The 17,334-nt window shown below is 45.8% G+C and carries 15 protein-coding genes and 2 pseudogenes; 10 read left to right on the forward strand and 7 right to left on the reverse strand.

What is annotated here, in order from left to right; genetic code table 11:
• Nucleotides 1-67: 67 nt before the first annotated feature.
• The 3 genes and pseudogenes from putP to QRX25_RS01740 all read left to right on the forward strand — a co-directional run bounded on the left by putP (nt 68) and on the right by QRX25_RS01740 (nt 4,091).
• Nucleotides 68-1,490 (forward strand): annotated as a pseudogene (gene putP / locus QRX25_RS01730) (sodium/proline symporter PutP).
• Between the two features lie 157 nt (nt 1,491-1,647).
• On the forward strand, nt 1,648-2,883 hold the full coding sequence (gene putR / locus QRX25_RS01735; RefSeq protein WP_065980664.1) for a proline utilization transcriptional regulator PutR: 1,236 nt from the start codon (nt 1,648-1,650) through the stop codon (nt 2,881-2,883).
• 197 nt (nt 2,884-3,080) lie between these two features.
• A complete protein-coding gene (locus QRX25_RS01740; protein ID WP_212100241.1) occupies nt 3,081-4,091 on the forward strand; it encodes an NAD(P)/FAD-dependent oxidoreductase in 1,011 nt (336 codons plus the stop codon).
• A 46-nt stretch (nt 4,092-4,137) separates the two neighbouring features.
• Here QRX25_RS01740 and cobA read toward each other — a convergent pair whose 3' ends face one another.
• The 3 genes from cobA to nasD form a co-directional block, all read right to left on the reverse strand.
• Nucleotides 4,138-5,577, reverse strand: coding sequence for a uroporphyrinogen-III C-methyltransferase (cobA, locus tag QRX25_RS01745; RefSeq protein ID WP_212100244.1), 1,440 nt, complete (start codon nt 5,575-5,577; stop codon nt 4,138-4,140).
• Nucleotides 5,578-5,643: 66 nt separating this feature from the next.
• Nucleotides 5,644-5,964 carry a nitrite reductase small subunit NirD gene (gene nirD / locus QRX25_RS01750; RefSeq protein WP_045508626.1) on the reverse strand — a complete coding sequence of 107 codons (321 nt, stop codon included), beginning with the start codon at nt 5,962-5,964 and terminating at the stop codon, nt 5,644-5,646.
• A gap of 30 nt (nt 5,965-5,994) precedes the next feature.
• Entirely contained in the window at nt 5,995-8,412 is a 2,418-nt protein-coding gene (nasD, locus tag QRX25_RS01755) for a nitrite reductase large subunit NirB (RefSeq protein WP_212100247.1), read from the reverse strand.
• Between the two features lie 173 nt (nt 8,413-8,585).
• Here nasD and QRX25_RS01760 point away from each other — a divergent pair.
• From QRX25_RS01760 to QRX25_RS01785, 6 genes and pseudogenes are all read left to right on the forward strand, one after another.
• Nucleotides 8,586-8,871, forward strand: a pseudogene (locus QRX25_RS01760) (MFS transporter); the annotation flags it as partial.
• A gap of 188 nt (nt 8,872-9,059) precedes the next feature.
• The gene (locus QRX25_RS01765; protein ID WP_212100250.1) at nt 9,060-10,262 is read left to right on the forward strand and encodes a GTP-binding protein; all 1,203 of its coding nucleotides are present in this window, start codon (nt 9,060-9,062) and stop codon (nt 10,260-10,262) included.
• A 63-nt stretch (nt 10,263-10,325) separates the two neighbouring features.
• Complete coding sequence (locus QRX25_RS01770; RefSeq protein ID WP_071348421.1) at nt 10,326-11,462, forward strand: zinc-dependent alcohol dehydrogenase; 1,137 nt, start codon at nt 10,326-10,328, stop codon at nt 11,460-11,462.
• Between the two features lie 14 nt (nt 11,463-11,476).
• Nucleotides 11,477-11,911, forward strand: a complete 435-nt coding sequence (locus QRX25_RS01775; RefSeq protein ID WP_013350964.1) for an RDD family protein — start codon at nt 11,477-11,479, stop codon at nt 11,909-11,911.
• Nucleotides 11,912-11,983: 72 nt separating this feature from the next.
• Nucleotides 11,984-12,307 (forward strand): YckD family protein, encoded by a 324-nt coding sequence (locus QRX25_RS01780; RefSeq protein ID WP_212100253.1) that lies wholly within the window; start codon nt 11,984-11,986, stop codon nt 12,305-12,307.
• Nucleotides 12,308-12,411: 104 nt separating this feature from the next.
• Complete coding sequence (locus QRX25_RS01785; RefSeq protein ID WP_212100256.1) at nt 12,412-13,848, forward strand: glycoside hydrolase family 1 protein; 1,437 nt, start codon at nt 12,412-12,414, stop codon at nt 13,846-13,848.
• A gap of 40 nt (nt 13,849-13,888) precedes the next feature.
• Here QRX25_RS01785 and nin read toward each other — a convergent pair whose 3' ends face one another.
• The 4 genes from nin to hxlA all read right to left on the reverse strand — a co-directional run bounded on the left by nin (nt 13,889) and on the right by hxlA (nt 16,284).
• Complete coding sequence (gene nin, locus QRX25_RS01790) at nt 13,889-14,287, reverse strand: DNA-entry nuclease inhibitor (protein ID WP_212100259.1); 399 nt, start codon at nt 14,285-14,287, stop codon at nt 13,889-13,891.
• Nucleotides 14,288-14,307: 20 nt separating this feature from the next.
• Nucleotides 14,308-14,745, reverse strand: coding sequence for a NucA/NucB deoxyribonuclease domain-containing protein (locus tag QRX25_RS01795; RefSeq protein ID WP_212100261.1), 438 nt, complete (start codon nt 14,743-14,745; stop codon nt 14,308-14,310).
• 349 nt (nt 14,746-15,094) lie between these two features.
• Nucleotides 15,095-15,652 carry a 6-phospho-3-hexuloisomerase gene (hxlB, locus tag QRX25_RS01800; RefSeq protein ID WP_212100263.1) on the reverse strand — a complete coding sequence of 186 codons (558 nt, stop codon included), beginning with the start codon at nt 15,650-15,652 and terminating at the stop codon, nt 15,095-15,097.
• On the reverse strand, nt 15,649-16,284 hold the full coding sequence (gene hxlA, locus QRX25_RS01805) for a 3-hexulose-6-phosphate synthase (protein WP_212100265.1): 636 nt from the start codon (nt 16,282-16,284) through the stop codon (nt 15,649-15,651). The genes hxlB and hxlA overlap by 4 nt, the downstream gene beginning before the upstream one ends.
• Nucleotides 16,285-16,515: 231 nt before the next feature.
• Between hxlA and hxlR the strand changes: the two genes are divergently transcribed.
• Nucleotides 16,516-16,878 (forward strand): transcriptional activator HxlR, encoded by a 363-nt coding sequence (hxlR, locus tag QRX25_RS01810; RefSeq protein WP_013350971.1) that lies wholly within the window; start codon nt 16,516-16,518, stop codon nt 16,876-16,878.
• Nucleotides 16,879-17,334: the final 456 nt, after the last annotated feature.

Below are 17,334 nucleotides of genomic sequence, written 5' to 3' on the forward strand. Positions count from 1 at the left end.
AAACGGAGGAGGAAATGCCATAGCAAACATTCAGTTGATTATTTCCATTTGTATTTATATGGCGGGAATGCTGTTTATCGGCTATTACGCCTACAGACGGACGTCAAATCTGACGGATTATATGCTCGGGGGGCGTTCTTTAGGCCCTGCCGTCACAGCGCTCAGCGCGGGAGCGGCGGATATGAGCGGATGGCTCTTAATGGGGCTTCCGGGCGCCATGTTTTCAACAGGGTTAAGCGGCGCTTGGATTGTCATCGGACTTGTACTCGGAGCATGGGCGAACTGGCTTTTCGTGGCACCGAGACTGAGAACGTATACCGAAAAAGCGGGAAATTCCATCACCATTCCGGGTTTCCTTGAAAATCGTTTCGGTGATCACACGAAGCTTCTCAGGCTGTTTTCGGGTCTTGTCATTCTCGTTTTTTTCACATTTTACGTATCATCCGGCATGGTGTCCGGAGGCGTCTTATTCAAAAGCATTTTAGGATTGAATTACCACACGGGGCTGTGGGTCGTGACAGGCGTCGTTGTCGCCTACACCTTGTTCGGAGGCTTTTTGGCGGTAAGCTGGACGGACTTTGTCCAAGGGATCATTATGTTTGCGGCGCTTATTCTCGTGCCGATTGTAACAATTTTTCATACGGGCGGCCCGGGAGCAACAGTTGCCGATATCCGTTCGGTCAACCCGGAACTGTTTAATATGTTCAAAGGAACGACCGTTCTTGGCATTATTTCTTTATTTGCGTGGGGGCTCGGCTATTTCGGTCAGCCGCATATTATTGTGCGCTTTATGGCGATCACATCTGTGAAAGAGATCAAACGCGCCAGACGGATCGGAATGGGATGGATGATTTTATCTGCAATCGGCGCTCTGTTTACGGGGCTCGCGGGAATCGCGTATTACCATCAGCGCGGATTGAAGCTGGCTGATCCGGAAACCATTTTTATTCAGCTCGGCAATATTCTGTTCCACCCGATTATTACGGGATTTCTCATTTCTGCGATTTTAGCTGCCATTATGAGTACGATTTCGTCTCAGCTGCTCGTTACGTCCAGTTCTTTAGTGGAAGACTTGTATAAATCCATGTTCAGGCGTTCGGCTTCTGATAAGGAACTCGTATTTCTGGGGAGAATGGCAGTACTTGCGGTGTCCATCATCGCCTTGGTGCTCGCATGGGAGAAAAACAACACGATACTTGGCCTTGTCAGCTATGCATGGGCGGGATTCGGCGCTTCATTCGGTCCGGTCGTACTGCTTAGTTTATTTTGGAAACGGATGACGAAATGGGGGGGCACTCGCCGGCATGATTGCGGGAGCGATTACCGTAATCATTTGGGCGAATGCCGGTCTTTCAGGCTTTTTGTACGAAATCATTCCGGGCTTTGCTGTAAGCCTTGCCGCTGTATTTGTCGTCAGCTTATTGACACAGGCTCCGTCAAAAGATGTCACAGATCAGTTTCATGAGTACCGTGATACACTTTCTCAATAAAAGCAAAGAACGAGAGGAAGAAGGGACCGCCCTTTTTCCTCTTTTCATGATACAGGCCTCCGGATAATGCCGTTTTGGGAATATATGAATTTTTTTCTATACAAAAAGTCACTCCGCAGAGTATGATAAAGATAAAAAGAGCATAGGAGAAATAGGTATGGAAGAGCTTTTAGAGAGAGTTTTTTCATTTACGGACATTGATAAATTGATTGATTTCATCAGTTATGAATTGCAGAAGCCCGTCATTCTGGAAAGCGCGGATTTCTTTTTGCTTGCCTATAATTCTTATTATATTAATCACTTCGACTCCGCCAACCAGCAGACGATCTTCTCAAAAAAATGCCCCGTGCAGATTTTTGAAAGGTTTCTGAAGGACGGGGTGATCGAAAAACTGAAAACCGTTCCTGAACCGTTCCGTGTTGAAAAAATAGACAGTATCGGCCTGAATCAGAGAGTGGTTGTAAGCGCTAAACATAAAGGGGAAGTGATGGGTTACATCTGGATTCAGGAGCTCGACCGCAACTTGACGGACGAAGAGCTCAACTTTTTATATGAAACATCATTTCATGTCGGGAAAATCATCCATAAAACGAACCGGCTGAAACAGGAAAAGGAAGAGAGAGCGGAAGACCTTGTGAAGCGGGCGATTTTTCAGCAATTCTCCTCTGAAAAGGAGTTCAGGCGGGAGGCGGAAAAGATGAACGCCGTGCTGCCGTCGGTCTTTTCGGTAGTCGTCCTCCATGCTGCAAATGGAGATGGGGAGGCAGTCGAAGATGTGAAGGAAAATATCAAATCGTACTTGAATTTGCGAGATAAAGTCAGTCACGTCTTAACCATCGATTCCAATATTGTCATCGTCGTCGCAAGCTTCTCGCAAAAAAGCTCCGGCACTTCGGCAGCATCTGAATTCATCCACAAACTGCTGACTCATTTTCATTTTCAGAAGATCCCCACTCCAATTTATATCGGAATCGGCAATGAATACAGCAGTATCCTGAAGCTCGGCAAAAGTTATATAGAAGCCCTTGAAGTTATAAAGGCAGCCGAAATTACCGGGAACCAGGAAAATATCCCGTATGAATACAGTAAGCTCGGGATTTACCGTTATCTTGAAAGCATCGAAGAAAAAAACGCCTCATTGGAATATGTAAACTATGATTTAGCTTTATTAAAAGCCAAAGACAGAGAAAGCAGTACCGAACTGCTGAAAACATTAGAAATCTATCTCCTCAATAACTGCAAAACAAAACCAGCCGCAGAACAGCTTTTTATTCATCAAAACACATTGAACTACCGTATCAAACAGATTCTTGACATGACTTCAATTGATTTAAACGACTTCAGAACAAGGTGTCAGCTGTATCTCGATATCATGCTGATGAAAAAGAAATAGAAAAGAAACCAGTCGCCGTACTGGTTTCAGCTTTAATCCCTCCCGCCTGTCAACTCTACTGAACCGCGCTTGTGAATCTCTCCTTTTCCGTGATGAGAAATGAATAAACACCGCTCCCCGATGTATGTTATACTTTTTATTGATATTGATTCTCAATTAAAACTTTTGAAGTATAGATATAAACAGGAGGCAGAATGATGGCGGAAAATCATGAGGTGTATGACGTCACGATTATAGGCGGAGGCCCGGTCGGCCTATTTACGGCTTTTTATTGCGGGATGCGGGAGCTGAAAACGAAGGTGATCGAGTTTTTGCCGCGGCTCGGAGGGAAAGTGTCTATGTTTTTTCCTGAAAAAATCATCCGTGACATCGGCGGAATACCAGGGATTGCCGGGGAACAGCTGATTAAGCAGCTGAAGGAGCAGGCGGCGACATTTGAGCCGGATATCGTGTTGAATCAGCGGGTGACCGGATTTGAACGGCTGGAGGACGGAACTATTGTGCTGGAAAGTGCCGAAGGGGAAAAGCACTATACACGCACCGTGATCTTGGCTGTCGGCATGGGGACGCTGGAGGTCAATGAACTTAACAGTGCGGATGCGAGCCGGTATTCAGGGAAGAATCTTCATTATAAAGTGGAGAAGCTGGATGCGTTTCAAGGTAAGCATGTCGTGATTTCCGGAGGGGGAGATACCGCAGTTGACTGGGCGAATGAGCTGGAACCGATTGCGGCGTCTGTTACCGTTTTGCACCGCCGTGAGGAGTTCGGCGGCTTGGAAAGCAGCGTGGCGAAAATGAAGCGGTCTTCCGTGCGGGTGCTTGCGCCGTATCGTTTGAAGAATATCAACGGCACAGGAGAACGGATCGAAAGCATCACCGTTTGCCAAACTGAGTCCGGCCTTTCTGAAGACATCAAGCTTGATGAGCTCATTATCAACCACGGGTTTAAAATTGATCTCGGTGCGATGAAGGATTGGGGGCTTGAGATTGAAGAAGGCAGAATTAAAGCTGACAGACATATGCGGACAAACCTTCCGGGTGTATTTGTTGCCGGTGACGCTGCGTATTATGAAAGCAAGCTCAGATTGATAGCCGGCGGTTTCACGGAGGGACCGACCGCCGTGAACAGCGCCAAAGCATATTTGGACCCGCAGGCAGATCGTATGGCGATGTATTCAACTCATCATAAAAAATTGGTGACACAATAAAAAGGGACTGACCTCCGCTGTTGGGCCGGGGGTCAGATAAAGCGCATCAGCTGTGAAGGAGCATTTCTTTCATTTCATTTCGTATAAACGCAAATAATTGTTCCTGATTTTTCACGGCGGTAAATCCGTAACCGGCGGGCACGTCTTCGCCCATGCAGACGACAGGAGGGCGGTTTGCCGACGGATTCGGTGATATGCCGATCTCTTTTCCCGCGCTGATCAAATGCTGAGCGGCTTCTTTGTCCGGACAGATAATCATTTGCAGAGGGGACTCACTGATCGTGCGTGCGATCATGGAAGTGAACCGCTCATCTGCGATATGTTCATGGGTGATATAAAACGGGCATGATTCTGAGTCTGGCATGTTTTCTGCCGCTTGACGGCTTCCTACAATGAGTGAATGCGGAGAATCACTTTGATATTCTGATAGGAGGAAGCCCCGTTTTTCAAGTTCCTTCTGTGCCGCTTCAGTCGCTGCATTCAGGTTTGCGGTCACCCGGCGGATGTCGATTTGATTGAAAGCCAATGTGTCAAAGAATTCACAGACGGCAAGGCGTGATGTGAAAAAGATATGTTCAAAGGTGCCGATCTGTTTTAGGATGGTTTCGTTGACGGGCATTTTTTTAATGATCCGCTTCGGCCATTCGATAACATCGGCGCCATACTCACGCAGCTTGTCTGCCAATGTATGTTCATCATCGCCTTGGGTGACCACCATGATATGCCGGCCGATGAACGGTTTGCTTTCAAACCAGCTATGTGTTTGAAAATTTATAATATCTCCGATGACGATAATGGCAGGGTTGGTGATTTTACAGCTTTGCACTTTTTCATGGATATCATGAAGCGTTCCTTTTATGCTCCGCTGCCGCCCCCATGTTCCCCATTGAATGACGAGTACGGGGACGGAAGGGGATTTTCCGTACTCCATAAGCTTCCGGCATATAAATGACAGATTTTTAACGCCCATGTAAAACACAAGCGTTTGAACGCTTCGGGCAAGCCCTCCCCAGTCAAGATTCGGCCTGCCTTGTAATGATTTATCATGAGCGGTAATCATGGCGAAGGACGAAGCGCAATCACGATGGGTGACAGGGACTCCCGCATACAGCGGCGCTGCGATTCCCGAGGTGATGCCGGGCACCATTTCGTAGCGGATGCCGTGCTGATGAAGCGCCTCTGCTTCTTCGCCGACTCTGCCGAACACACTTGGATCTCCGCCTTTCAAGCGGACTACGGTGAAGCCCTCCGCCGCTTTTTCAATCAGCAGGGCATTGATTTCCGACTGTTTCATAAAATGGCGGTCGGGCAGCTTCCCGCAATAAATGAACCGGCAGTCCGGTGAGGCATATTCAAGAAACTTTGGGTTTGCGAGCCGGTCATACAAAATGATCTCCGCTTTCTCCAGAGCCTGTTTTCCCTTTACGGTGATCAGCCCCGGGTCTCCAGGTCCGGCACCGACAAAATATACGATTCCGTTTTTCATGATGGCTTCATCCCTTCATAATTTAAAAAATGAAGGACCACTTGAAAAAGTGATCCGGTTCTTCGATCAATACAGGAGGTATACATTCTCTCCTTCGATCAATGTATCGTATGTTTTGATACAGCCATGATCCGGCTCTTGGACTTTTCCGTCTTCTAAGGAGATTTTCCAGTCATGCATCGGGCAGAAAACGTATTCTCCGCTGACGATGCCTTCAGCCAGGACGCCGCCTTTATGAGGACAGCGGTTTTCGACGGCTCGTACGCTTCCGTCGGAAAGCTTAAATACGGCAAGCTCTTTATCTTCTATATATACGGTTTTTCCTAACTTCTCAGGTAATTCGTTTAATCTGCCTATGCAAACCTTTGTCATATCTTTATTAACCATGTCCGTTCCCCCTCACTGTTTGTTCTGTCTTTATGAAGTCGTGACGACATTTTCGAATAAATCTTTAGAAGCTTTTTTATCATTAAGGAAGTATTGCCACGGATCTTTATGGACAGCGAGTGTCTCATTCATTCTGTCATTGAGCGCCTGCCGTTTTTCCGGATCGTTTAACACGGATTGGACATGAGATAAACCGACGCGCTCCAGCCATGCGGATGTACGCTCCAGATAGTTTGCCGTTTCCCTGTAGTACTGAAGGTAAGCACCCGCATATTCTAAGACTTCTTCATTTGTTTTCACTTTCATCAGCAAATCACCGGCCCGCAAATGAGTTCCGCCGTTCCCGCCGACATAAAGCTCCCAGCCGCCGTCGATGCCTACAACGCCAAGGTCTTTAATGCCGGACTCCGCACAGTTCCGCGGGCAGGCAGACACGGCCATTTTGACTTTATGAGGCGTATTGAGCCCTTCGAATTTTTTCTCCAGCGCAATGCCCAGTGCCATGGAGTCTTGCGTGCCGAAGCGGCAGAATTGTTCGCCTACGCACGTTTTTACCGTGCGGAGCGTTTTTCCGTACGCGTAGCCTGATGGCATATCAAGCTCGGCCCATACTTTCGGAAGGTCTTCTTTTTTCACGCCGATGAGATCAATTCGCTGGCCGCCGGTCATTTTCACGAGCGGGATTTCATATTTGTCGACGACATCGGCGATCTTGCGCAAATCTGTGGAATTAGTCACACCCCCATACATCCGGGGAACGACGGAGTATGTTCCGTCTTTTTGAATATTGGCGTGCATCCGTTCGTTCACAAATCGGGAAGTTCTGTCATCCTCGTACGTAGCCGGATTGATCATGCCTAAGTAGTAATTGAGGGCAGGCCGGCATTTGGAGCAGCCTTCCGGCGTTTTCCAGCCGAGCACGTTCATGATTTCTCTCGTATGTGACAGCCCTTTGGCTTTGATTTCTTCTACGACTTCATCTCTCGACAATGAGGTGCAGCCGCAAATCGCTTCTTTTTGCGCGGACGCGTCAAATTCTGATCCCAGTGCATATTGAAGAATGTCTTCAACGAGCGGTTTACAGCCTCCGCATGAGCGGGATGCCCCGGTGCATGCTTTGATTTCGTCCGTGGATGTGCAGCCTTTTTCCTGAATGGCTTGAATAATCGCGCCCTTTGATACGCCGTTGCAGCCGCAGATGATCTCATCGTCGCTCATCGCCGCAGTCATGCTTGCGCCTGCTTCCTGATCAAGAGGCTGTAAAATTGATATTTTGGAGGTTTCGGAGATATCGGCTTCTTTTTGAATCATTGAAAACAGGCGGCCGCCCTCGCTGCTGTCGCCGAATAAAACAGCACCGACAATTTGATTGCCTCTCAGGACGATTTTTTTATAGATGCCGTCCTGTTCATCGAACACTTTAATCGCTTTTTTGTCCTCTGATTCGTTAAAGTCACCGGCAGAGAACACCTCGACACCTGATACCTTTAATTGAGTGGAGAGAACGGAACCTTCATACGGTTTTGTTTCGATGCCGCAAATATGCTTTGCGAGCACTTTCGCCTGTTCATAGAGCGGCGCCACAAGCCCGTATGCGATTCCGCGGTGCTCGGCACATTCGCCGACCGCGTAAATGTGCGGGATTTCAGTCTGCATATAATCGTTGACAATGATGCCGCGGTTAACCGGAATGCCGCTTTCTGTGCCAAGCTGTGTATTCGGGCGGATGCCGACGGCCATGACGACTAAATCAGCTTCAATGATTGTGCCGTCTTTAAAGCGTACGCCTTCAACACGGTCAGTACCGAGGATTTCTTCGGTTTGCTTTTCAAGTAAAAAGGTCATGCCTTGTTTTTCTAATTCGTTTTGCAGCAGGCGTCCTGCCGCTGCATCAAGCTGGCGTTCCATCAGGAATGGGGCGAGGTGGATGACGGACACGTCCATGCCGAGATTCAGCAGTCCCCGCGCGGCTTCCAAACCCAGCAGTCCTCCGCCGATGACGGCTGCTTTTTTATATTGTTTTGACGCGGCGAGCATCGTGTCTGTATCTTTAATGTCCCGGAAAGCAGTGACACCTTGTTTATCCGCGCCCGGAATCGGAAGGATAAAAGGTACGGAGCCTGTTGCCAGGATGAGTTCATCGTAAGGCTGGATTCTGTCTGCATCTGTGATGACTGTTTTGTTTTCCGGGTTCACTTTGATGACTGTTTCACCGGTATGCAGCTGAATGTTATTTTCTTTGTACCAGTCCCAATCATTTAACGTAATATCTTTAATATCTGTATCGCCTTGCAGCACTTTTGACAGAAGGATTCGGTTATAGTTGGGATGAGGTTCGGCCCCGAATATCGTAATCTCGAATTCGTCTTTTGAAACACGCAGTATTTCTTCAATCGCTCTTACCCCGGCCATTCCATTTCCAACAAGGACTAGCTGTTTTTTTCCCATCAGATGATCCGCTCCTTATCTATGTTTTTTTTTAGCGTAGCACAGCAAAAACAGATATTTAAGATGCATGTTATAAAATGTAACAAAAAATACGAAAAAATCTAAAAATTTTATGAAAAATTATATTGGGCTGATTCGTACGGCGCACATCTTAAAACCGGGCATTTTACAATCTGCTGTTTAGCGGAATGATGGCGCTCGGTATGGGTAACGGAGCGGTATTTCAGCTTGTCCCGCAGCACTTTAGAAAAGAAATCGGAATGGTGACGGGAATCGTCGGGGCGGCATAGGCGGTTTTTTTCTTCCGAATATTTTAGGGTCATTAAAGCAGATGACGGGATCTTATGCGAGCGGCTTTATCTCTCATGTATCGCATTGCTTGCGTTTGTGCTTGTTCTGGCAGCAGGTTATTGTTGGAGAAGCAGCTATGGCACTAAAAGCAGCCCAGCGGATGTTTAAGTTTGAGCGAAAGACACGTGTGACAGCGTGTCTTTTTCATGATGTATAACTTTCACTTGATTTTAAACGGAGAATACATCAGAATAAATAGTAACGATTACGATTTGTAGTAATGTACATAATGATTGAAAAGAGACGGGCATGTATTGTAAATCGTAATCATTCTATTTTATCAGGAGGATATGTTCATGAAAAAAATTCCGGTTACAGTATTAAGCGGGTATCTTGGTGCTGGAAAGACGACTGTTTTGAATCATATTTTACAAAACCGCAACGGTTTAAAAATTGCTGTCATCGTCAATGACATGAGCGAGGTAAACATAGACGCCGGCTTGGTGAAGCAGGGAGGCGGTTTATCACGGACAGATGAGAAACTTGTGGAATTATCCAACGGCTGTATCTGCTGTACGCTGCGTGAGGATTTATTAGTCGAAGTTGAGAAACTCGCCAAAGACGGCAGGTTTGATTACATCGTGATTGAATCAACAGGGATCAGCGAACCGATTCCCGTAGCCCAGACATTTTCTTATATAGATGAAGAAATGGGCATTGATCTGACAGCATTCTGCAAGCTGGACACAATGGTGACCGTGGTGGATGCAAACCGCTTCTGGCATGATTTCCAGTCCGGTGACAGCCTCCTTGACCGTAAGGAAGCGGCGGGAGAAGAGGATGAACGGGAGATTGCCGATCTATTAATTGATCAAATAGAGTTTTGTGATGTTCTCATTTTAAATAAGTGCGACATGGTGGGCGAAAAAGAGCTTGAACAGCTTGAAACAGTTCTTCGTGCATTACAGCCCCGGGCCAAGCTGATCCGATCCGTCCGCGGAGAGGTGTCTGCCGAATGCATATTAAATACCGGTTTATTTGAGTTTGAGGAGGCAAGTTCATCTGCAGGATGGATAAAGGAGCTGACGGCAGGTCATGAGGCGCACACTCCGGAAACGGAAGAGTACGGAATCACTTCGTTTGTGTACTCGCGGCGTCTGCCGTTTCATACCGCTCGTTTTGACAGCTGGCTGCATCAATCAATGCCTGACAACATTGTGCGCGCAAAAGGAATTGTATGGTGCGCAACCCGCAACAGCCTTGCGCTGCTGATGTCCCAGGCGGGTCCGGCAGTCTCGGTTGAGCCTGTTTCTTATTGGGTGGCGGCTATGCCGAAACTTGAGCAGGAGCAGATCAAACAGCAGGAACCGGAAATTCTGGAAGATTGGGACGCTCAATTCGGAGACCGCCATACGAATCTGGTGTTTATCGGAACTGATTTAGATCAAGCAGCCATCACAAAGGAATTAGATCAGTGTCTGCTGACACCGTCTGAGTTTGATTCTGACTGGTCGCAGCTTGAAGATCCTTTTCAATGGGACATTCAGCGGGCTGAATAACATACCGGCCAAGTTTAGAAGCAGGTGAGAAGGGAAGGAGTGATGAAAAAGGAGCTGACCAATGTGAAAGCACTGACATACCAAGGGAAAGAACATATGGAAGTGAAAGAAGTCCCGGCACCCTCCATTCAAGATGAGAGAGATGTCATCGTTCGAATCACCGCAACCGGGATTTGCGGTTCAGATCTTCATTTATATAAAAACGGAATCCCCGCCGATCCGGGTTATATCGTCGGACATGAGCCGATGGGAATCGTTGAAGAAACGGGCAGTCAAGTCAAAAGGCTGAAAAAAGGCGACCGCGTCGTAATCCCTTTTAACATCGGCTGCGGTGAATGTCATTATTGCAAGCACCAGATGGAAAGCCAGTGTGATGAATCAAACCCAAACCCTCATACAGATGCCGGAGGCTTATTCGGTTTCTCAGAGTTTAACGGTAATTATCCCGGCGGGCAGGCTGAATATTTGCGTGTTCCTTATGCTGATTTCTCTTCTTTTCTGGTTCCGGCAGACAGCGGGCTTGAAGATGAGCAGGTGCTGCTTCTCTCAGATGTCATGCCGACCGCCTTTTGGAGCGTCCAGCACAGCGGAGTGAAAAAAGGAGATACAGTCGTTATTCTGGGGTCTGGGCCGATCGGTTTAATGGCGCAAAAATTCGCTTGGAAAAAAGGAGCAAAACGGGTCATCGCAGTCGATCAAGTCCCGCACCGTCTTGAACATGCGCGACGCACAAACGGAGCAGAGACCTTCAATTTTTCAGAACATGATGAGATCGGAAAACTGCTGCATGAACAAACGTCAGGGGGAGCGGATGTTGTGATTGATTGTGTCGGAATGGACGGTACGCCGCTTTCAAAAGAAAAAGCAGAGCAAAAACCGAATCAGTTCGGAACCATCAGCCCGATTCTTACAGCGTCAGAAGCCGTTAAGAAGTTCGGAACAGTTCAGCTTACAGGCGCATATATTTCTGAAGCGGACGGTTTTCCGCTCGGTGATTTTTTCACCCGCAACGTCTCTTTAAAAATGGGGCAGGCACCTGTTATCCATCTGATGCCGATGCTGTATCAAATGGTCGAACAAAATGAAATTGATCCGACGGATATCATTACGCATAAAATGAGTCTTGCGGAAGCCCCTGCTGCATATGATATATTTGACAAAAAAGAAGATGGCAATATTAAAGTGATTTTGAAGCCATAGCGAGGGGAAACACAATGAATATTTACAGACCGGCAGGATTTTGGATCAGATTGGGAGCCTTAGTACTCGACTATTTAATTACTTCAGTGCCTCTGGCGATTATTTTTATGCTGGCAACAGGAAAAGATCCGAATGATAGCACAATGATCAGCATCATTTTGACTCTTTATTCTCTTTTGCTCCCAGTTTACTGGAACGGTTACGTTATCGGCAAAAAGATTTGCGGTATCCGCATTGTCAAAAAAGACGGCACTCAGGTAGGTTTTCTCACTATGATTTTAAGAGTGCTTGTGGGCGCTTTAATATATGGCGTGACGTTTGGAATCGGTGTGATCGTGAGCGCCTTCATGGTCGGAATGAGAGAAGACAAACGGTCAATCCACGATTTTGTAGCAGGAACGTATGTCACATACGCGCTGCCGGATGAATCGATTGAAAAGAGCGAATAATTTCGCTCTTTTTTTTGCATAAAAACTGGATGAAGGCACAACATATAACAAACAATAAAGGAGGAAAGAGTCATGAAAAAAGCTGCGTTATCATTGGCTGCGTTTTTCATTACGGCAATGGTTTTCACAATGCCGGCACACGCCGCCGAAACGAAAATGCCTTCAACAATGTCACTCACGGAACAGCAGAAAAAAGAAATTGAATCACTTGAAAAAGAAATACTCGAAAAACGCAAACATGTCATTTCCAAATATGTTGAGTACGGCGTTCTGCCGAAAGAAAAAGCAGAGCATATTAAACAGCATATGGACAGGCACTTTCACATGATGAAACAAAACGGCTTTATTCCGAAGCCTCCCCCTCATAAACTGGAAAAACGGCATCATCATTCTTAAGCATCCGGCAAGTCGGATGCTTTTTTGTTTTTATCAGGATTGCTTTGAAACGCGTTTCATAACGTATGATATCAATATCATACGCATCAGGAGGATGAAAACACATGATACATGAAAAACCGGGTCTTTTCCCTGATACATTTCTATGGGGGTCAGCTTCAGCTGCCTATCAGGTTGAAGGAGCCTGGAATACAGACGGTAAAGGCCCTTCAGTATGGGACTTCTTCACAAAAATACCGGGTAAAACATTTAAAGGCTCAAACGGTGATACAGCAGTCGGCTATTATGAACGTTATAAAGAAGATATCGCCTTGATGGCAGAGATGGGTTTGAAAGCTTATCGCTTTTCTGTCAGCTGGCCGAGAATTTTTCCGAAAGGCAGAGGGGAAATCAACGAAGCAGGGATCGCATTTTATGAAAACCTGATCGATGAATTGATTTCTAACAATATTGAGCCGGTGCTGACTCTCTATCATTGGGACTTGCCTCAGGCGCTGATGGATGAGTACGGCGGCTTTGAATCAAGGAAAATAATTGATGATTTTAATGATTACTGCGTTGTGTTGTACAAAAGATTCGCCGGAAAGGTGAAGTACTGGGTTACGTTAAATGAGCAGAATTATAATTTTCATAACGGATTCATTACAGCTTCACATCCACCCGGTGTAAAGGACAGAAAACGATTTTATGAAGCGAATCATATTGCATTTTTAGCTAATGCCAAAGCGATTGAATCCTTCAGAAAACATGTTCCTGACGGCATGATCGGCCCGAGCTTCGCATATTCACCGGCTTATCCGCTGACAAGTCACCCTGAAGACATAACTGCATTTGAAAACGCAGAGGAATTTATGAATCATTGGTGGCTTGATATGTACTGCTGGGGGGCTTATCCGCAAATTCCTTTCAGCTATTTAAAGGAAAAGGGCTGGGCGCCTGCCATTGAAGCCGGCGATATGGAGCTGCTGGCAAAAGGCAAGCCGGATTTCATCGGTGTTAATTATTATCAGACGATTACGTATGAAAGAAATCCTCTTGATGGTGTATCGGAGGGGAAAATGAACACGACGGGGCAGAAAGGCACAAACCAGGATACAGGTATACCGGGACTGTTTAAAACGAAAAAGAATCCTAATCTTGTGACGAGCAATTGGGATTGGACGATTGACCCGACAGGCCTGCGCATCGGCCTCCGGCGTATAACGAGCCGGTATCAGCTTCCGGTTTTTGTTACAGAAAACGGGCTGGGGGAATTCGATAAAATAGAAGAAGACGGCTCAATTCAGGATGACTACAGAATCGACTATTTACGCTCCCATCTTGAACAGTGCAGAGAGGCCATCAGTGACGGAGTTAATCTCATAGGATACTGCAGCTGGTCATTTACGGATCTGTTAAGCTGGCTGAACGGCTATCAAAAGCGCTACGGCTTTGTATATATCAATCGTGATGAAGAAGACGAAAAGGATCTGAAACGGATCAGGAAGAAAAGTTTTTATTGGTATCAGAATGTAATTGAAACAAACGGTAAGAGTTTATAAAAGTTCCCTGAGAGAAATATGATTCTCTCAGGGATTTCTTTTACATTGCGGCCGCATCGATAATATACGTATCTGCATGAAGATCGGATATTTCGGCAGGCACTGAATAACAGGTAAGGCTGTATCGGCCTTTCGGAAGATCGAAGAAAAGCCGTTTTGACATCACGCTTTCAATTTCAATCCCATCTTTTACAGCCTCGAAGGGAACAGTCGCTTTTTTCTCATAGGATGGCACCGGCTCATTTGTGTTCAGCCTCAGGACGATAAATGCCTTCGCATTTCTCCCTGCTTCAAATGAAACAGCATCGTCAGCCTCCGCATATCCTTTTTCAATGGCTTCATCGGTCCAATCGATAACAGGCGGTTCTGAATCTTTTTGGAAAATTGTAAATTGATGATAAGAAATGGTCAGTTCTTGCGGTTTCCATGATTTAATCAATGCGCTGTTCCTCCTGTTTTTTACTTGATTTTAAATAATACTCTCGTTCCGTCTGGATCATTGGTAAGCTGGTGTCCGACCCAAGAGCCGGCTCCGCGGTTGTCTGCCGGAGAAATATATTCTACGGAGGCGTTATTTCCGCCCTGTTTACAAACCGCCATCGGCCATTCATCCCTATCGTATCCTGTTTTTACAGGCACATGTTTAAGAGATTGCTCACGCCGCTTATGTACTCCGTCTCTGTCAATGGTGCATATGCTGGAATGTCCTTCTTTTATCGCGTCCTTAATATGCTTTGCTGTTTCCGGATATCGATCGGACGGAAATAGGATTAACTTGTCGTAATCACTCTTCTGAACGGTCTGCTCGTTATCTGAGAAAATATCACCCTTGATCAGGGCCGCGACTGCTCCGGCAATGATGATAAGAACAAGCAGCAGTGCTTTTAATGTTTTCAATAGTATCAATCACCTCCAGTTTTAAATTGCTGTGAAGCTCGTCCAAGAATAAAGCAGAATCGTCCCGCTGTAAAGCTGTTAAAATATATTTTTCAGCCGCAATTCGGCTGAATATCTGTAAAACCGTCCGTACAAATCCGCTTTATCCAATAAAAAACCGATCAGAAAGTGTTTTTTGCCGTTTCTCTATTCAGAAATGAATAATTGCGGTGTATGGTTAATTGACTTATTATAGCGATAAGCTCACCGGCAGGATAATTCGTCGGCGAGTTTCCGCCCCGTGACGTTTTGTAATGGTGCGCAACGGACGATAAAAAGACGGCCATCTTATAAGAAGGCCGTCAGCATGTCATTCCAGATTCGCATGTTTTGTAAACATGTCTGCCGAATTCAGTTCTTTTTTCTCCATAATTTTTAGGATAACCGCATCGTAAAACAGCAGGAGAGTTTGTTCGAATAAAGAACCCATCGGCTGAATCGTCTTTCTGTCTCCGTCCGTCTCTTCCTTAGGAGAGCCGGGGATCGTTATCGTGAGATCCGCAAGTTTGCCGAGACTCGAGTCAGGGTTAATCGTTAATGCAGCGATGATGCCGTGAAGGCTTTTGGCTTTTTCGGCTGTGTGAAGGAGACTTTTTGTTTCTCCTGAGCCGGAGCCGATGATGACGAGACCGCCTTCTTGGAGGGGAGGGGTAAGCGTCTCACCGACAATGTAAGCGTTCAGTCCGATATGCATCATCCTCATGGCGAACGCTTTAGCTATAAAACCGGAACGGCCGGCTCCGGATGTGAAGATCTGATCTGCCGATAAAATCTGCTCCGCAAGCTTGTCAGCTTCACTGTCGGCTATTAATGATGAGGTACGGGATAATTCATTCAGGATGTCATGTAAGTATTCAGTCGTTTTCATGATCCTTGTGTGATCAGCTGTTTCATTTTTGAAGCAGCATCCGCTTTATTGTCAGCGCCCGTAATGCCTCCGCCAACAATGATTAAATCCGGGTTTTGTTTGATGGCTTCAGGAAGCGTATCAAGTTTAATGCCTCCGGCAATTGCGGTTTTTGTGTTCTTGACCGCTTTTTTAATCGCCGTCAGTTCCTCGAATGAATTTTTTCCTTCTGCTTGAAGATCATAACCTGTGTGAACGCAAATATAATCAACACCGAGTTGGTCAATTTCTTTTGCCCGTGTTTCAAGGTCTTTTACGTTAATCATATCGACGAGGATTTTTTTTTGCTGCTTTTTTGCTTCAGCAACCGCCCCTTTGATCGTTGAGTCATCTGTTGCCCCTAAAACGGTGATGATGTCGGCTCCCGCTTCTGCCGCTTTCATAATCTCGTAACCGCCCGCATCCATGATTTTAAGATCGGCAAGCACTTTCAGATGTGGAAAGGACTTTTTCATTTCCTGTACGGCTTTCAGTCCTTCATTAATGACAACCGGAGTGCCGATTTCAACAACATCTATATATTGTTCGACCTCTTTCACAAGTTCAATTGCTTCAGGGATATTCACTAAGTCTAATGCGAGCTGTAATTCCACTTTATATCCACTCCTCTTCTTAATGTATTTACATTCTATAGAGCGTCCCCCATGTTGAGAAGTACGCACTTTGAAGTCTAATAGTTACCCTGAGGATACTGTCCCCGCAGGCAATGCGTTTTGTCTCAGCAAAACTGCGTGGTAGTATAAACTGATGACAGCTCTGTGAAAAAGTAAGCGTGTATTAATAGATGATGAACATACGAAAAGTCAGAGGAAGGAGAGTTGTCCGTGAGCCGAATGGATAAGAAGACGTTTAATTGCGAAAAGGAATTGACGCTTGCCGTGATAGGCGGGAAGTGGAAAATGCTGATTATGTGGCACTTGGGGAAAGAAGGGACGAAGCGGTTTAATGAGCTGAAAGCTTTAATTCCTGATATTACGCACAAAATTCTTGTGAATCAGCTCAGGGAGCTGGAGCAGGATCTGATCGTTCACAGGGAAGTTTACCCTGTCGTCCCTCCGAAAGTGGAGTACTCTTTAACGGCGCAAGGAGAGAGCCTGATGCCGATTCTGGATGCCATGTATAAGTGGGGAAAAGAATATATGGAATTAATCAACATTGATAAAACTGCAATAAAGGAATCTTTTTGAAGCGCTCTATGTAAAATAGAGTGCTTTTTTTTGCGGGTTAATGAAATCATATTGCGAACGGTTGAACCTCCTGTTTCGGTTCTTGCGCTTTTTTTCCTGTATCGGCTTACATATGTAAACTTTTTTCATTCTGCCATAATGGGACATTCGACAGATTTTATAGTATAGTTTAAAGATTTTTAATTTTTCGTAAATAATATTTTTTGAAAATAAATTGCGGGATACCGCAAAAATCCCTCTGAATTTGTCGGAATTTTTTTCGGTGTGCCGCATGAAACTTTTCACCCATTTTTCGGTGATAAAAACAATATTTTCATATAAAGTGAACGTAAGTAGATATATAGAAATTCATGAAGAAATAGGTAAACCTTTCGTGCTTACAATCTTGGCTTTTTGTCTGGATTTCCCATAATTTGATGCCGGAATTTCGGTCTTTACAGGTAATGGATGAAGGAT

Origin of the sequence: Bacillus sp. L381 (assembly GCF_030284525.1) — a bacterium.
Taxonomy (GTDB): domain Bacteria; phylum Bacillota; class Bacilli; order Bacillales; family Bacillaceae; genus Bacillus; species Bacillus amyloliquefaciens.

Coding starts and splice junctions, on each gene's coding strand:
- nirD (WP_045508626.1), bottom strand. CDS start 5,964: ATGGTTAATAAAGATATGACAAAGGTTTGCATAGGCAGATTAAACGAA.
- QRX25_RS01780 (WP_212100253.1), top strand. CDS start 11,984: ATGAAAAAAGCTGCGTTATCATTGGCTGCGTTTTTCATTACGGCAATG.
- QRX25_RS01785 (WP_212100256.1), top strand. CDS start 12,412: ATGATACATGAAAAACCGGGTCTTTTCCCTGATACATTTCTATGGGGG.
- putR (WP_065980664.1), top strand. CDS start 1,648: ATGGAAGAGCTTTTAGAGAGAGTTTTTTCATTTACGGACATTGATAAA.
- QRX25_RS01765 (WP_212100250.1), top strand. CDS start 9,060: ATGAAAAAAATTCCGGTTACAGTATTAAGCGGGTATCTTGGTGCTGGA.
- nasD (WP_212100247.1), bottom strand. CDS start 8,412: ATGGGAAAAAAACAGCTAGTCCTTGTTGGAAATGGAATGGCCGGGGTA.
- cobA (WP_212100244.1), bottom strand. CDS start 5,577: ATGAAAAACGGAATCGTATATTTTGTCGGTGCCGGACCTGGAGACCCG.
- QRX25_RS01740 (WP_212100241.1), top strand. CDS start 3,081: ATGGCGGAAAATCATGAGGTGTATGACGTCACGATTATAGGCGGAGGC.
- QRX25_RS01775 (WP_013350964.1), top strand. CDS start 11,477: ATGAATATTTACAGACCGGCAGGATTTTGGATCAGATTGGGAGCCTTA.
- hxlB (WP_212100263.1), bottom strand. CDS start 15,652: ATGAAAACGACTGAATACTTACATGACATCCTGAATGAATTATCCCGT.